Annotated in this window: 11 protein-coding genes; 7 read left to right on the forward strand and 4 right to left on the reverse strand. The window is 27.9% G+C overall.

All coding sequences use genetic code 11. The annotated features are described in order from the left end of the window. Positions 1–20: 20 nt before the first annotated feature. The 3 genes from ACN5J4_RS01165 to ACN5J4_RS01175 all read left to right on the forward strand — a co-directional run bounded on the left by ACN5J4_RS01165 (position 21) and on the right by ACN5J4_RS01175 (position 5,610). A complete protein-coding gene (locus ACN5J4_RS01165; RefSeq protein WP_418650337.1) occupies positions 21–1,112 on the forward strand; it encodes a M42 family metallopeptidase in 1,092 nt (363 codons plus the stop codon). 252 nt (positions 1,113–1,364) lie between these two features. Continuing rightward, a complete protein-coding gene (locus ACN5J4_RS01170) occupies positions 1,365–5,393 on the forward strand; it encodes a M43 family zinc metalloprotease (RefSeq protein WP_418650338.1) in 4,029 nt (1,342 codons plus the stop codon). Positions 5,394–5,403: 10 nt separating this feature from the next. Continuing rightward, positions 5,404–5,610 (forward strand): hypothetical protein, encoded by a 207-nt coding sequence (locus ACN5J4_RS01175; protein WP_418650339.1) that lies wholly within the window; start codon positions 5,404–5,406, stop codon positions 5,608–5,610. A gap of 131 nt (positions 5,611–5,741) precedes the next feature. Here ACN5J4_RS01175 and ACN5J4_RS01180 read toward each other — a convergent pair whose 3' ends face one another. The 3 genes from ACN5J4_RS01180 to ACN5J4_RS01190 form a co-directional block, all read right to left on the reverse strand. After that, positions 5,742–8,225 carry a PIG-L family deacetylase gene (locus tag ACN5J4_RS01180; RefSeq protein WP_418650340.1) on the reverse strand — a complete coding sequence of 828 codons (2,484 nt, stop codon included), beginning with the start codon at positions 8,223–8,225 and terminating at the stop codon, positions 5,742–5,744. A gap of 167 nt (positions 8,226–8,392) precedes the next feature. Beyond that, positions 8,393–9,097, reverse strand: a complete 705-nt coding sequence (locus ACN5J4_RS01185; RefSeq protein ID WP_418650341.1) for an energy transducer TonB — start codon at positions 9,095–9,097, stop codon at positions 8,393–8,395. A gap of 97 nt (positions 9,098–9,194) precedes the next feature. Beyond that, a complete protein-coding gene (locus ACN5J4_RS01190; RefSeq protein ID WP_418650342.1) occupies positions 9,195–10,622 on the reverse strand; it encodes an ATP-dependent DNA helicase in 1,428 nt (475 codons plus the stop codon). A gap of 102 nt (positions 10,623–10,724) precedes the next feature. On the opposite strand from ACN5J4_RS01190, the gene ACN5J4_RS01195 reads away from it, so the two are divergent. Genes ACN5J4_RS01195 through rsmD form a run of 3 tightly spaced genes read left to right on the forward strand, consistent with a single transcriptional unit; the run spans position 10,725 to position 12,815 of the window. Continuing rightward, entirely contained in the window at positions 10,725–11,459 is a 735-nt protein-coding gene (locus tag ACN5J4_RS01195; RefSeq protein ID WP_418650343.1) for a hypothetical protein, read from the forward strand. Next, positions 11,425–12,264, forward strand: coding sequence for a DUF3822 family protein (locus ACN5J4_RS01200; RefSeq protein WP_418650344.1), 840 nt, complete (start codon positions 11,425–11,427; stop codon positions 12,262–12,264). The genes ACN5J4_RS01195 and ACN5J4_RS01200 overlap by 35 nt, the downstream gene beginning before the upstream one ends. Continuing rightward, the gene (gene rsmD / locus ACN5J4_RS01205; RefSeq protein WP_418650345.1) at positions 12,264–12,815 is read left to right on the forward strand and encodes a 16S rRNA (guanine(966)-N(2))-methyltransferase RsmD; all 552 of its coding nucleotides are present in this window, start codon (positions 12,264–12,266) and stop codon (positions 12,813–12,815) included. Before ACN5J4_RS01200 ends, rsmD begins: the two co-directional genes overlap by 1 nt. Positions 12,816–12,882: 67 nt before the next feature. On the opposite strand, the gene ACN5J4_RS01210 is transcribed toward rsmD, so the two are convergent. Continuing rightward, on the reverse strand, positions 12,883–14,502 hold the full coding sequence (locus ACN5J4_RS01210; RefSeq protein ID WP_418650346.1) for an ABC-F family ATP-binding cassette domain-containing protein: 1,620 nt from the start codon (positions 14,500–14,502) through the stop codon (positions 12,883–12,885). Between the two features lie 184 nt (positions 14,503–14,686). On the opposite strand from ACN5J4_RS01210, the gene ACN5J4_RS01215 reads away from it, so the two are divergent. Further along, complete coding sequence (locus tag ACN5J4_RS01215; RefSeq protein WP_418650347.1) at positions 14,687–16,024, forward strand: hypothetical protein; 1,338 nt, start codon at positions 14,687–14,689, stop codon at positions 16,022–16,024. The last annotated feature ends 88 nt before the right edge of the window (positions 16,025–16,112 follow it).

The raw sequence follows: 16,112 nt of genomic DNA on the forward strand, positions 1-16,112 counted from the left end.
TAAAAAATAAATTAAAAATTATGGCTAAAAATAAATCAATTTTAAATGAGAAATCTATCGATTTCTTAGCTAAGTATTTAAATAACGCTGCTCCTACCGGATACGAATGGGAAGGACAAAAAATTTGGATGGAGTATTTAAAACCTTATGTTGATGATTTTATTACTGACACATATGGTACTGCTGTTGGAGTTATTAACCCTAACGCTAAATATAAAGTAGTTATTGAAGGACATGCTGATGAAATTTCATGGTATGTAAATTATATTTCTGATAACGGATTAATTTATGTAATCAGAAATGGAGGATCTGATCATCAAATAGCCCCGAGTAAAATAGTAAATATTCACACCAAAAATGGTATTGTAAAAGGTGTTTTTGGCTGGCCTGCAATTCATACTCGTAACAAAGCTAATGAAGAAGCTCCAAAACCTGAAAATATTTTTATTGATACAGGTTGTGCTACTAAAGAAGAGGTTGAAAAACTAGGAGTACACGTAGGTTGTGTAATTACCTATCCTGATGAATTTCATATTTTAAACGGTAATAAGTTTGTTTGTCGTGCCTTAGATAACAGAATGGGTGGCTTTATGATTGCCGAAGTTGCTCGTTTATTGAAAGAAAATAAAAAAGAATTACCTTTTGGTTTATATATTACAAACTCTGTACAAGAAGAAATAGGTTTGCGTGGTGCTGAAATGATTACGCAAACTATAAAACCAAACGTAGCTATTGTGACTGATGTAACTCATGACACTACTACCCCAATGATTGAAAAAGAAAAACAAGGTCTTTTAGAAATTGGTAAAGGTCCTGTAATTGCTTACGCACCTGCTGTACAACAAAAGTTACGTGATTTAATCATTAACACTGCCGAAGCTAATAAAATTCCTTTTCAACGCTCAGCCTTATCTAGAGCAACAGGAACAGATACTGATGCTTTTGCTTACAGTAACGGAGGTGTAGCTTCTGCTTTAATTTCTTTGCCACTACGCTATATGCATACAACAGTTGAAATGGTACATAGAGATGATGTTGAAAATGTAATTAAAATGATTTATGAAAGTTTGTTAAAAATAGAAAACGGAGAAGATTTTTCGTATTTTAAATAAAAATTAAAAATATTATTTTTAACCTCAAAAACAAGTTGCTTTTGAGGTTTTTTTATTTTAAATAAAAAATACCTTATTTACTTATAATTAGATAATTGTTATCCTAAATTGAACGTAAATAAATAGTATTTTCTTATTAAAAAAACACTACCTGTTTAAAAACCGTTAGCATACAGTTTTTTAGCTATTTATAAAGCTATATCTTTAGCCAAATTAAATTAAATACTAATGACTAGTAAAAAAACAAAAAAAATGATCCATTTAATAATACTAAGTGCTGTATTATTAATTGCGGGGAGTGTAAACTCCCAAAATTTCAAAAAAAGTACCTGTGGTACAGATAAAGCAATGGAAGCTTTATATAAAAAAAATCCTAAATTAAAAACTGAACTACAGCAACTACGAAAAAACACAAAATCAACATTTTCTAAAAGTGCAAAAAAAGCAGCTCCATACGTAGTACCTGTTGTTTTTCATGTTTTTGGTACTGAATTTAATAATGGATCTACTGTCGATTTAAATATTATTAAAGAAGCTTTAAGACTAACCAATGAAGATTTTCAAGGCTTAAATGCAGATTATACTACAATTGACGCTCCTTTTGATGCTATAAAAGCTCCTTTAGATATTACTTTTAAATTAGCACAATTAGATCCTGATGGTAATCCTACCACAGGAGTAGTTTTTCATGGTGAAGCTTCAGGTATGGGAAATTATGGATCAACAGTTGTACAAAACGTTGCTTGGGATAATTATAAGTATTGTAATGTTTATATAGCTAGAGATTTATATGGAGATGGTGATTATTATAATTCAGGAGTTGCTTGGTATCCTAGTACAGATATGTCTAATCAAAATATAGCTAGGGTTGTATATAATGGTAGCTATTTAGGTACTAATACAGGAGAAAATTTTCGTTCTGTTTTAACGCATGAATTTGGACATTATTTAGATTTAGCACATACCTTTGATAAAGGAATATGTAATAATGATCCTAATGATGGAGATGGTGTTGCAGATACACCTTCACTAGCCAATAGTTCATCAGGAACTGGCTGTACTGTATTGCAAAATTGTTTAAATCAAGAGATTAATAGTGAAAACTTTATGGATTATACTGATTGCTATAAAATGTTTACACAAGGGCAGGTTGCTAGAATGACAAATGCTTTAGATAACTCGGCATCTAGAAATACTTTATGGACTCAGGCTAATTTAATAGCAACTGGTCTAGCTAACGATTTAGGAGCTAGAATTACAGCATCATCTAATTTATTAGAAGAACGTTATTTAAATGATGGTATAATTGAACAAACTGTAAATTTAGATTGTATTGATTGTACTTTTACAAACGCCTCAGGTAACTTAATTCTTGGTACAGATTATACTATTTCTAATCTACCAACAGGATTAACCTCTAAAATTACTTTAGAAAGTAATACTAAAGCAGTTCTGTATTTAGAAGGTACAGCTACTGATAATGAAGCTATAAATTCGGTTTCTGATTTAGTAATTACCTTTTTAAACCCTATGGTTAATGGTGGTGTTTCAACTTTATATAATAATAATTTAATTTTTAATGTTAATTTTAAAGATACATATACCGAATTTTGTAATATAAGTATTGGTTACAAAACTTATACTCATATTACTAAAGTAGATTTTAATGGAACTACAAATGAAAGTGGGTATGATGGAATTGCTAATTACATATCAACTGTAAATTTCAAAACAAAAAAAGGACAAACATATCCTTTAAGTATAACTACTAACAAAGGAGCTGGTGGTATTGCAGATAATTCTAGAATACAAGTTTGGTTTGATTGGAATAAAGATTTTATTTATGACTCTAGCGAATTAGTAACAACAGATTCTTATAATAATTCACAAGTTGATGCTGAAGGTAATTATACTTTTACTACTAATATTACAATTCCGCTTACCACCGAAATAGGTGATATTGCTTTTAGAGTTTTAGCACATTATGTACAAGGTACTGATGGTGATACCGCTTGTTCTTATATAGATAGTGGTGAGTCTGAAGATTATGGTATTTCTATATTAGAAGAAAACACTCCGTTTATTGTTGATTTTTTTGGTGACGCTACAGATGTTAATTTTTCTGATGAAGTAAATTTTTCTGATGTATCAATAGCTGATAATGGTGATTCAATTACAGCTTGGAAATGGACATTTGAAGGAGGAGTTCCTAGTACATCTACCAATAGAAACCCTAAAGGTATAATATTTCCTGAAGCAGGAAATTTTGACGTTACCATTGAGGTTACAACAGCTAATGGAATTGTAAAAACATTAACAAAAACTCAATATATTTCTTCAAATCTTTCTTATTGTGAAAGTGCCCCATCTTATGGCGGTTATTTTAACGTAAATAAAGTAACTTTAAATACTATTGACCATGAACCATACCTTAGTCAATCCTTTAGCTTTTATGATAATGTTAATACAGATTTAATAGCAGGACAAACATACCCTATGACTATAAAAACAGAAAAAGGGAATGGTGGAAATGCTGATGTGAATAGAGTAAGAGTTTGGGCTGACTGGAATTTTGATAGTCAATTTTCAGTTGATGAATTATTAATATCAAGAGAAGTTATTTCTACTGATTATAATGCGGGAGGTGAATATGAATTTACTGAAAACATTACAGTGCCTTTCAATGCCGCCGCCGGAAAAAAAGTTGCTATTAGAATTATAGGACATTATGTTCAAAATAATGATGGAGACACAGCTTGTGGTGGATATGATAGTGGTAATACTATTGATTATGGAGCAATAATTTCTAAAGTAACAACTACCTGGACAGGTGCTAATGACACTGATTGGAATAACCCAGCAAATTGGGATAACAACACAGTGCCTACAAATAACACAAATGTTGTTATACCTAGTAATTTAAATCAATATCCAACAATAACTGTTGCTTCTACAGTAAATTCAGTTGTTATAGAATCTGGTGCTACTTTAATAGCCAATAATCCATTAACAGCTACTGTTACTTATAAAAGAAACTTAGCTACTAGTAACTGGTATTTAATAAGTTCTCCGTTAAATAATGAAACACTTGCAAATATGATAAGCAATAATATTTTTGCTTCAGGTACTGCTAGTAATATTGGTTTAGCTCCATATAAAAATGATGGAACGGCTTGGAATTATCAAACCTCTACCGATTCAGGAAATATTACTTCAGGTAAAGGTTACTCTGCAAAATTAAATACTGCTTCTGATATTATATTTACTGGTACTGTAAATTCAGAAACTATTACTCTTCCTATTACAATTGATGTTAATAACTATAACTTAGTAGGAAATCCTTATACTTCTTACATTAACTTAGGTCAGTTTTTTAACGCTAACCCTTTGAACAATGTAGTGTCTGAAGCTACAGTATGGTTATGGAATCAAGCAACTGGTAGTTATGAGTTAAAATTAGCTAATATTGATGATTCTTTTCAAATTGCTCCAGGTCAAGCTTTCTTTATAAGTGCTGCTGCAAATACTAATGTAACTTTTGATAAAAATAATCAATCACATACTGCTGGTACATTTCAAAAAGAAGCAGATACTAAAACTAGCGTAAACTTAACTGTTACTGCTAACAATGGAAATGCTAAAACAACTAAGTTATACTATTTAAGTGGTGTTACAACTGGTTTTGATAACGGTTATGATGGTAGTGTTTTTAAAGGGGCTAAAAATAACTTTAGTGTATTTACTAAATTAGTTAATAAAGAAAATAATACTGATTATGCCGTACAGTCTTTACCTATTAAAGATTTAGAAACTACTATAGTACCTGTTGGGGTAAAAGCTAATGCTGGAGAAACTGTTGTTTTTTCTACTGAATCTTTTAACTTACCAAATAATGTACAAGTTTATATTGAAGATACTGAAAACGGTGAGTTTGTTAACTTATCTAAAGAAAACTATACTGTAGTTTTAAGTAAAAATGCAAATAGTGAAGATCAGTTCTTTATTCATACAACTTCTAATAGAGTTAACGGTGATGCTGATGTTTTAAATACTGTATCTGTATACCAATCTGCTAAAAACCAGTTAACCGTTACAGGTTTACAAGCTGATAACAATTCAATAGTTATGTACTCTGCTATAGGTAAGCAAGTAATGGCTAAAACTTTTAATGCTAACGGAAATACAGTTATAAACTTACCTAAAGTATCTTCAGGTGTTTATATTGTTAATGTAACAAGTGGAGCTAAAAAAGTAAACAAAAAAATTATCTTAAATAATTAAGAAAAATAAAATGGAAAAACAAAATATTCCTAAGGGTACAAATATTAGCCGTAAAGATGCCTTGAAAAAAATAGGTAAATACGGTAAGTACACAGCCTTAACAGCAATTGGTACTTATATGATTTTAAATCCTCAAAAGGCACAAGCACAAAGTGCTCCTGAAGATCCAGGTACAGGATTTGATCCAAACCCTACAATACCAGGTGACGGATTTTAATAACTAAAAAAATATAAGTTATATTTTATCTCCAAGAACAATTGTTCTTGGAGATTTTTTTTAATCTATTAATAACCGAAAAATATAGACTATGTAAATATTGGCTTTTAAATAGTTATAAATAATCTATTTTATTTTCCTACGGATAACATATTTGCAAATAATTTATATGCTCCTGGAACACCTACAGGTAATTCTCTAAAAAAACTTAAACCTGTATATATGTAATTTCCTTTTCCGTATTTAGCTATTAATAAACTACCTTTTTTAGCAGACTCCCCTTTATCATTTATAGATAAAATTGGCGTATACTCTTTACTCCATTTGTTAGGAAAATATAATCCGCGTTCTTGAACCCAACCACTAAAGTCAGTTTCAGTAACTTTATTAGGATAATTTAAAATTGAGTGGTTTTTAGCTAATAAAGTAACCTTAGCATTTTCATCTGTTACCCTATCTTTCGATAATTTTAATTTGAACGGTGCTTTTATATCAACCTTTCTATTAGTGTTATACTGTACAATCATATTTCCTCCATTCTTTACATATTCTAACAAATATTTTTGCTTAAATTCTAATTCTGGTAAAGTATTGTAAGCACGAATACCTATAACAACAGCATCAAAATTTTGTAAAGTATTTTTATTTATATCCTTTGGTTTTATTTCTGTCACGGTATAACCTATTTGTCGTAAACTTTCCGGAACGGCATCTCCTGACCCTTGAATATAAGCTATTTTTTCACCTCTTTTTTTAATATTTAAATGAACTATTTTTGCTTCTGATGGTAATAAAATTGATTGCTTAGGAATATGATTGTAATTAATCTCTACTAATTCTTTATTATATTCTTTACCATTAATAGTAGCTATTGGTTTTAAAACACCTTGTGATTGATTTTTAGGAGGTGTTATTTTAAAGCCTACAAGTTGTTTTCCTCCTTTTTGCTCAATATTAAAATCAGCATTTTTAGGTGAAACACTCCAACCATTAGAAACCTGTAAAGAAACTTTTCCTTTTACATTTTTATTACCTGAACGAACTTCTAAATAAACTTTTTTAGAAATATTATCAGAGAAAAGAATAACTTTACTTTTTAATTTTGTGGTAACAATAGGTAATATTTCAAAAGACTCGTATATTTCACCTTTATCTCTTTTTGAATATCTGTAAATAACAGGTATTTTAAATGCAATGGGTGTATTATTTATTTTTAAGTTATAGGTAATATAAATAGGTCTCTCACTTTCCGGAGTACCAATTAGCAATTGTTTATCAACAGTATACATTCCTAAACTCCAAGGTTTATTTAACCAATACGCAGACGAATAATCAATATTTTTAATATCAATATTTTTTTTGAAATTATGTTTTATATTGGGAAGTAAGTCTATTTTTTTTGAAATCGTTGTTTTTGTTGGAAAAATTTCAATACAAGATAACTCTATTAATTGGTTACTTCTATTCAATACCTCAAACTTTACATTAAAAGTACTATTAGGTGTTGTGCTTGATGTATTTGCTGATGCTTCTATATATAAACCTGCACATGATTTTATCACCTGTTTAAGTTCTTTTGTTTTTAAATTTCTCCAATGGGTATCTTTTAGGTTTTGAACTAACTTATACGCTTTCATTAAGCTATTAAGATGTTTAGATGGATTTGTAAAATCGAAATTCTTTTCAATATCATATAAAATAGCTCCAATTTCTTTACCACCTTCGACTCTATTCCATTTGGTATTAATTCCTGAAAAAATAGCTTTTTTTTCATTAGGTAAATTTCCTTTTAAAAGTTCAATGTATTCAAATTGACTACCTCGATTAGTTAATCTTCCAAAACCCTGACATAAATGCTGACTACTCGCTATTGCAGCAACTTCATTGTTAGACAAACCTTTTAAAGGATAATAAGTTCCTACATCAAAGTACAACATATTACTTTTATTAACTTTATCAAATTTTTCTTTACTACCATAAAACCACCAAGAAGTATTAAAAAATAAACGTTGTGGTTGCCATATAGTAGTGTTTTTTAGTTGAGAAGAATATTTATTTATGTCATTTGCTAAATCAAAAGCTTCCACACTTAACATTGCTGATGCTGTATGGTGTCCATGCGTAGTACCTGGTGTTCTATGATCAAAACGATTAATAATTATATCAGGTTTAAATCTACGAATAGCCCAAACTACATCTGCCAAAACCTTTTCTTTATTCCAAGTTTTTAAAGTTTCATTTGGATGTTTTGAATATCCAAAATCATTAGCTCTTGAAAAAAGTTGTTCACCACCATCTACCCTTCTGGCTGCTAATAATTCTTGAGTACGAATTACCCCTAATAACTCCCTCATTTCTGAACCTATTAAATTTTGCCCTCCATCACCACGAGTTAAGGACAAATAACCTGTTCTTGCTTTTTCATGGTTTGCTAAGTATGCTATTAAACGAGTATTTTCATCATCAGGATGAGCAGCAATATATAATACTGACCCTAAAAAATTTAACTTTTGAAGTTGCTCATAAATTTGATTTGAATTCAATTTAATTGGTTTTTGAGCAAAAATTGATACGGATACCAATAAAAAAGAACCTATTAATAGTATTTTTTTCATTTGTTTTAAAATAAAGTATCAAGTAGAAATAAACCTATGCTATAAACTGCATACTTTTTTCTAAGTGATAAAATTAATTATAAACAAATATACTTTTTTAATAAGGTGTTTTAGTTAATTAACAAAACACTAACTAAGTTAATGTTTTGTTAATTACAATAATATTTTTAACTTAAGGAAAAATCCATATAGAAACTATATGACACATTTACTTTTTTACCTTTATGCTTACCTGGTGTAAATTTAGGTAGTAATGATATAATTCGAATAGCTTCTTTTTTTAAAACATCACTATTAATAATATCAGAAGAAGCTTTAATTGTTCTTATTTTTCCATCTGTGTCTATAACAAAATCAACTAACACACTACCTTCAACCTTTCTCATAACAGCTTCTTTCGGGTAATTTAAATTATTTTTAATATGAGTAATCATCTCCTCATTGAAGGAATGTTTCACCTTTTTTGTTGAAATAAAAAAAGGTATTTGTGCTACCTCTATAAAAGATATTATTTTTTTATTCTCAATAATTAATGAAGCTATATTTGCTATATTATTTTTAATTTCTTTCAGTTCTAAACTTTTATTTGAAATTATAGTATTAGAAGAATTTTTTATTTTGTTGTTCTTACTTTTTACAACTCTTATTACTTTTTTAGTACTATTTTTTTTATTGCTAATTTTTTTTACAACAGAAATTTCCTTTGTTATATTAGTAATTTTAGTACTTGTACTTAAATCGCTAACAACACATTTCTTCATAGATATCTGATTAATATCCTCATAGCTAGATTCTTGATCAGTTATACAAACGTTTTGAGAAAAACTTGTTTGAAATGCGATAAATAATGTAAGTAATGTTAAATTTTTCATAATAATTTAGTAAGACTTTTTAATAAGACTTCCTACTATTAGGACACATATTTTTACAATAAGTCACATTACATGTTACTAAATCATCAATATATTATTAATTTAAAAAACATTCATCTTTGAAACCTATTAAAAACAATTTTTTTTGAGCTCTAGTTATAGCAGTATATAGCCAACGTAAATACTCTACACTCATTCCATCTGGCAAATATGGTTGTTCTATAAAAACGGTATTCCATTGTCCACCTTGAGATTTATGACAGGTCATTGCATAAGAAAATTTTACTTGAAGCGCATTGAAATATTTATTTTTTTTAACTCCCATAAACTGCTTGTATTTAGATTTTTCATCTGCAAAATCTTCCTTTACAGCTTCATATAATTTATTTGACTCTTCATAAGTTAAGGAAGCACTTTCACTTGAAAGAGTATCTAATAATAATACGGTTTCAAAAGGATGCATATCAGGGTAATCAATCATACGTACCTCTACTTCTGCAAATTTAAATCCGTACAATTCTTTTATTGAATTAATTCGCATTACCTCACAAATATCTCCATTAGCTATAAAACCTGCTGATGTAGAGTCTTTTAACCAAAAATAATTATTTTTAACAACCATCACGTAATCACCCGTAGAAATTTCATTTTCTTGCCCACGAATTTTTGTTCTAATTTGATCGTTATATTGATTAGCTCTTTTATTAGAACGTACTATAAAAGCAGTATCCTCAACACCAATATCACCATCATAAGCTGTTGTTATAGCGTCTTGAATATCATAACTATCTTCTAGTCTAACAATATCAGGAAAACTTATATCAAACTGAAAATCAGTAGCATTATTTTGTATTAATAATCTCAATTCTGTTGCATTAACTAAAATACCTGAGTTTTGTTGTTGTCGTACAACTTCATCCAATTCTATTTCGGTAACGTCTTTATCAAAATCAAAAGAAAGTTTATCTGCTTCTAAAGCAGGGCTAATACTTAATTTAACAGGAGGTAACTGAGCAGTATCACCAATAAAAACAATTTTACAGTTTTTACCAGCATAAACATATGATATTAAGTCATCTAATAAAGACCCATTTTCAAATAGTTTAGAGTTTTGTTGCGCATCTGATATCATAGACGCCTCATCAACAATAAATATAGTATTTATATGTTTATTAGGCTGCATAACAAAGCTTACACCTCCATTTCCTTGCTTTTTGGGAAAATATATTTTTTTATGTATTGTAAATGCTTGCTTTTTTGAGTAACCTGAAATAACTTTAGCAGCACGTCCTGTAGGAGCTAGTAAAATAGCTTTTTTACCAGCTTTCCATAAATTATTAACAACAGTACTAATTATAGTTGTTTTACCAGTACCTGCATATCCTTTTAATAAAAATAAGGCGTCTTTATTATTGTTAAATATAAAATTTGACAACTTATCTAATAATAAATCTTGTTTTAAAGTAGGTTGATATGGAAATCCTAAAAGGATTTCTTTGTAAAATTTAACTGGAGATTCTATCATATTTTTAAATATAACAAAGATAAATCTATTTAATAGATAAAAATTTTCATGAATGAAAAAAAATTGTAGATTTGCGTATATCATATATTAAACACAAAAAAAATGAATTTATTATTAATGATTTTAGCAGCTACCGTAGTTGCAATTCTTTTAGCTTTGCTTATCGTTAAGTATGTACCATTGAAAATGAGATGGTTAATATCTATACTATTACTAGCAGCTACTGCTTTTTTAACGTATAAAATTTATAACGGTATAATGGAACCTATTCATTTTGCTAAAGAAAAAGAAGTACGATATGCTAAGGTTATTGAGAATTTAAAATTAATTCGTGATGCTGAAGTAAAGTATAAAGAAGTTTACAGAACGTATACTGATAATAAAGACTCTTTAATAAGTTTTATTGAAAAAGGGCAGTTAGCCTTAATTGAAACTAAAAATGTTGAAGAAAAAGTTAATAAAGGTGGTGGAATATTTATAACTGTATCAAAAAAACAAATTGATACTATAGGCTACGAACCTGTTTCAAAATACTTTAAAGGTAAAAATTATAAAAGTATGTTTGATGTTCCTGGTACTAACAAGCAGTTTGAAATAGCTACAGGAAAAGTTGAAAAAGTTGCTGGTTTATTAGTTCCTGTTTTTGAGGTTAAAGCTGATAAATCTTCTATTTTAAAAGGAATGAGTAATTCTTTAGTAAAACAAGAATTAGAAGCTGTAGAAACAGATCAAATTAAAGGAGCTTATGTTTCTGTAGGTTCTTTAGATGATGTTACTACTGGTGGTAACTGGCCTCCTTCTTATGATAAAGCTGAAGCTCTTGATCAAAAAAAGTAAAAAAAATAGCATTATTGCACAAAATAAAAATCTATCCATCCAATTTAGTTTGGATGGATTTTGTTTTTGTATCTCAAATTCTGATACTAATCAAGCTATTATAGTTACGCAATATATTTTTGAAAAATCAGTAAAATCTCCTGAATTTTTATTAGAAAAAATTATCGCTATTTTTGCTTCTGATGAAGATTTACAGCAAGACTTTAAAGCTATTTTTGCTATCCACCAAAATAATTTAGCAACGCTAGTTCCTAACGAATATTTTGATAGAAATAATTTAGCACCTTATTTAAAGTATAGTGTTAAAACCTTATCTACAGATTTTATAACGTATGATTCTTTAAAATCCATAAAAGCTCATACTGTATATATTCCTTATGTAAATATAAATAATTATTTATTTCAAAATTTTGGAGAGTTTGAATATAAACACATATCAACTATTTTAGTTGATAAACTTTTAAAATTATCTAAAAATAATAGCAACAAACATTTTTTTGTTCATGTATCAACCAATCAATTAGATATTGTTGTTTGTCAAGAAAATAGCTTACTTTTATATAATTCTTTTTCTTTTTTAACAAAAGAAGATTTTATTTACTATATATTATTTATAGCAGAACAATTAAAAATGGACCCAAATGAATTTAAATTAACTCTTATTGGTGAAATTAATAAAGACTCAGATCTTTATAAAATAGCTTACAGTTATATACGTAATATTGAGTTTTTAAAACCTATTTCTAATTTCTTTACAAATGGTGAAGAGTTTTTAAATCATTCTAATTTTATCTTAGTACCCTAATGAGAATTATATCAGGAAAATATAAAAGCAGACGACTTTCTGCTCCTAAAAAATTACCAGTAAGACCAACAACTGATATGGCGAAAGAATCATTATTTAATATTTTAAATAATGATTATTATTTTAATAATATTGCTGTATTAGACTTATTTGCAGGTACAGGAAACATTAGTTATGAATTTGCATCACGTGGTACAGAGGTTATACATTCGGTTGATGCTCATTTTGGATGTATTAAATATATTAATGAAACGGCTAAAGAGCTAGAATTTGATATTAACACTTATAAAAGTGACGTGTATAAGTTTTTAGAAAAAACATCATTAAAATCAGATGTTATTTTTGCTGATCCTCCTTATGATTTTGAAGATTCTCAGTTTTTAAAAATAGCCGACTTAGTTTTTGAACGTCAACTTTTAAATGAAGATGGTATTTTAATTATAGAACATGATAAGCATACTGATTTAACAAAACACCCAAATCATATTTATGATAAACGCTATGGAGGAAATGTTTTTAGTTTCTTTGAAATAAAAAATGAAACTATTTAATTTAAAAAAATACACATAAAAAAGGAAGCTATATCGCTTCCTTTTTTATGTGTATAATTAAAAAATATTATGAATACATTTTTTCTCTTAATTCTTTAATTTTTGGATCAGATAAATAATCATCAAATGTAGAGTATTTATCAATTACACCATTTGGCGTTATTTCAATAACTCTATTGGCAACTGTTTGTGCAAACTCATGATCATGAGTTGAAAACAATACTGTTCCTTTAAAATTAATTAAAGAATTATTTAATGCTTGAATAGATTCTAAATCTAAGTGATTGGTAGGCTCATCTAACATTAAAATATTAGCTCTAGTCATCATCATTCTAGAAAGCATACAACGCACTTTTTCTCCTCCTGACAGTACATTACTTTTCTTCAATGCTTCTTCTCCAGAAAAAATCATTTTTCCTAGAAAGCCTCTTAAAAAAACTTCCTCTCTTTCTTCTTCAGTTTGTGCATATTGGCGCAACCAGTCTACTAAATCTAATTCTCCATTTTGAAAAAATGATGAATTATCTGATGGTAAATATGATTGTGTAGTAGTTACTCCCCAATTATAAGTACCCGAATCAGCTTTTTCATTTCCTGAAATAATTTGATAAAAAGTAGATACTGCTTTTGAACTTTTTGAAATAATAGCTACTTTGTCTCCTTTATTTAAATTAATGTCAACATTAGCAAATAATGGTTTTCCTTCAAAATTTTTAGATAAGCCTTCAATATTTAAAATTTGATCTCCAGCCTCTCTATCTCTATCAAAAATTATAGCAGGATAACGACGACTTGATGGTTTAATTTCATCAACATTTAACTTATCTATCATCTTTTTACGTGAAGTAGCTTGTTTAGACTTTGCCATGTTTGCAGAAAAACGGCGAATAAACTCTTCTAATTCTTTCTTTTTATCTTCTGCCTTTTTATTTTGTTGTGCTCTTTGTTTTGCTGCTAATTGACTAGATTCATACCAAAAGGTATAATTACCAGAAAAATGATTAATTTTAGTAAAATCAATATCTGAAATATGTGTACAAACAGCATCTAAAAAATGACGGTCATGTGATACAACAATTACAGTATTATCAAAATTAGCCAAGAAATTCTCTAACCAAGCAATGGTTTCAAAATCTAAATCATTAGTAGGCTCATCCATAATTAACACATCAGGATTACCAAATAAGGCTTGTGCTAATAATATACGTACCTTTTTCTTAGAATCTAAATCTGCTAATAAAGTGTAGTGATCTTCTTCTTTTATACCTAAGTTAGATAGTAAAGTTGCAGCGGCAGCATCTGCATTCCACCCATCCATTTCTTCAAAACGAACTTGAAGTTCCCCTATTTTCTCAGCATTTGCATCTGTATAATCCGCATATAAAGCATCAATTTCTGTTTTAATTTTATGTAATTCTTTATTACCCATTAAAACAGCTTCTAAAGTAGTGTACTTATCAAAAGCATAATGATCCTGCGTTAAAACCGACATTCTTTTTCCTGGCTCTAAATGAACATGACCAGATGTAGGTTCTTGTACCCCTGATATAATCTTTAAAAAAGTAGATTTCCCTGCTCCGTTTGCTCCGATAATACCGTAGCAATTTCCTTGAGTAAACTTAGTATTTACTTCATCAAACAAAATACGCTTACCAAACTGAACTGATAAATTAGAAACTGATAACATTTATAGTTTTTTAAATTCGGCTACAAAAGTATAAAATATACTTGCTTTAAAAGAATTTGTATACAACTATTTCTAAGCTTTACATTTGTATACCTAAAATTCTTTTAACAACGAATTAACAACGATGTAGTAAAGAGATGTTTATTTTTGAATATTATATTTTACCTAACAGCAATAGCAAAACATGACTAAATACTTAGCGCCCTTTATATTAATTTTACTTATTAGCTGTAAAGAATCAAAGACTCCTAAAACAACTTATTTTGGTGGTAAAATTATAAATCCAAAAACGAACTATATTACATTATCAGATAATTACAGTTTTAATGACACTATTTATTTAAAAAAAGATAATAGTTTTTTTACTTCTTTAAAAAATGTTAAAAAAGGTTTATATAAGTTTCAACATGGACCAGAGCATCAGTATGTATATTTAGAACCTAATGATAGTCTATTATTAAGATTAAACACATGGGCTTTTGATGAATCATTAGTTTTTAGTGGTAAAGATGCTGAACGAAATAATTTATTAATTGAAGCATTTTTACAAACAGAACAAGATGAAAATGATTTTTCAAAATTTTATAAACTTAATCAACAAGAATTTTTAAAAAAAATAGACTCCATAAAACAAGTCAAAAAACAACTTATAAATAACTATAAAAACAATACAATTAATATTTCTAATGAATTTATTGAAATACTAAATATTGCATTATTATATCCTGTTTACACTAATTTAGAAGAGTATGCTATTTGTAACTTTAGAAAAGAAAAACCTGAAAAATTAGTTCATTCTTATTTTAACTATCGTAATTCAATTAATACTAGAAAAGACTCTTTAATTTTCTTTAGCCCTTATTATAGTTTCATTATTGATAAATTATATAATGATGTGTATTTAAATAAAAATAGAACAGATAACTTTACAGTTGATTTATTAAATAATATTAATACTTCCATAACATCAGAAGAAATAAAAAACAAACTATTATACAATAGTGTTGTACGTCATTTTTTTAAAGAACCAAATCAAAAAAACAAAAAAGAATCTTTTTTTACTTTCTTTAAATTAAACACTAATATAGAACATAAAAAAAATATTCAACGTTTAATTAATGATCTTAAATTATTAAAAGAAGGACAAAAACTTCCTTCCTTTGATTTAGTTGATGCTACAGGTGAAAGCAAAAATATTTTAAAAATAATAAAAGGTAAAAACACTATTATTTTATTTAAAGATTATCAATATGCTTCTGATGAATGGATTGCTTCTCGTATAAATCATCTTATAAAAAATAATCCTAATATTAAATTTATTGTTGTAAACCTAGGTACAACCTCTAAAAAATATACAAAAGGTATCGCCATTAAATACCAATATACCGCCCCTAAAAATAGTACTATTTATAAATACTCATCAAGTAAGTTTCCTCGTATGATATTAATTGATAAGAAGGGAGTTATAAAAAATAGTTACCTTAGTTTATCATCTAAAAATAATAACTTTAATTTAAAATAATAACTAAAAAACCAATAACATTTTTTAATGTGCTTAATTTAGCATACCTTTGCTCGATTTTATTTTTGAATTAAAATAAAGTTTAGAT

This window comes from Tenacibaculum aestuariivivum, assembly GCF_964507685.1.
Taxonomy (GTDB): Bacteria; Bacteroidota; Bacteroidia; order Flavobacteriales; family Flavobacteriaceae; genus Polaribacter; species Polaribacter aestuariivivum.

What these genes read in the sequence shown, in the direction of transcription:
- ACN5J4_RS01195 (WP_418650343.1), top strand. Translation starts at nt 10,725, where the DNA reads ATGAATTTATTATTAATGATTTTAGCAGCTACCGTAGTTGCAATTCTT.
- ACN5J4_RS01200 (WP_418650344.1), top strand. Translation starts at nt 11,425, where the DNA reads ATGATAAAGCTGAAGCTCTTGATCAAAAAAAGTAAAAAAAATAGCATT.
- ACN5J4_RS01170 (WP_418650338.1), top strand. Translation starts at nt 1,365, where the DNA reads ATGATCCATTTAATAATACTAAGTGCTGTATTATTAATTGCGGGGAGT.
- ACN5J4_RS01190 (WP_418650342.1), bottom strand. Translation starts at nt 10,622, where the DNA reads ATGATAGAATCTCCAGTTAAATTTTACAAAGAAATCCTTTTAGGATTT.
- ACN5J4_RS01215 (WP_418650347.1), top strand. Translation starts at nt 14,687, where the DNA reads ATGACTAAATACTTAGCGCCCTTTATATTAATTTTACTTATTAGCTGT.
- rsmD (WP_418650345.1), top strand. Translation starts at nt 12,264, where the DNA reads ATGAGAATTATATCAGGAAAATATAAAAGCAGACGACTTTCTGCTCCT.
- ACN5J4_RS01210 (WP_418650346.1), bottom strand. Translation starts at nt 14,502, where the DNA reads ATGTTATCAGTTTCTAATTTATCAGTTCAGTTTGGTAAGCGTATTTTG.
- ACN5J4_RS01165 (WP_418650337.1), top strand. Translation starts at nt 21, where the DNA reads ATGGCTAAAAATAAATCAATTTTAAATGAGAAATCTATCGATTTCTTA.
- ACN5J4_RS01185 (WP_418650341.1), bottom strand. Translation starts at nt 9,097, where the DNA reads ATGAAAAATTTAACATTACTTACATTATTTATCGCATTTCAAACAAGT.
- ACN5J4_RS01175 (WP_418650339.1), top strand. Translation starts at nt 5,404, where the DNA reads ATGGAAAAACAAAATATTCCTAAGGGTACAAATATTAGCCGTAAAGAT.
- ACN5J4_RS01180 (WP_418650340.1), bottom strand. Translation starts at nt 8,225, where the DNA reads ATGAAAAAAATACTATTAATAGGTTCTTTTTTATTGGTATCCGTATCA.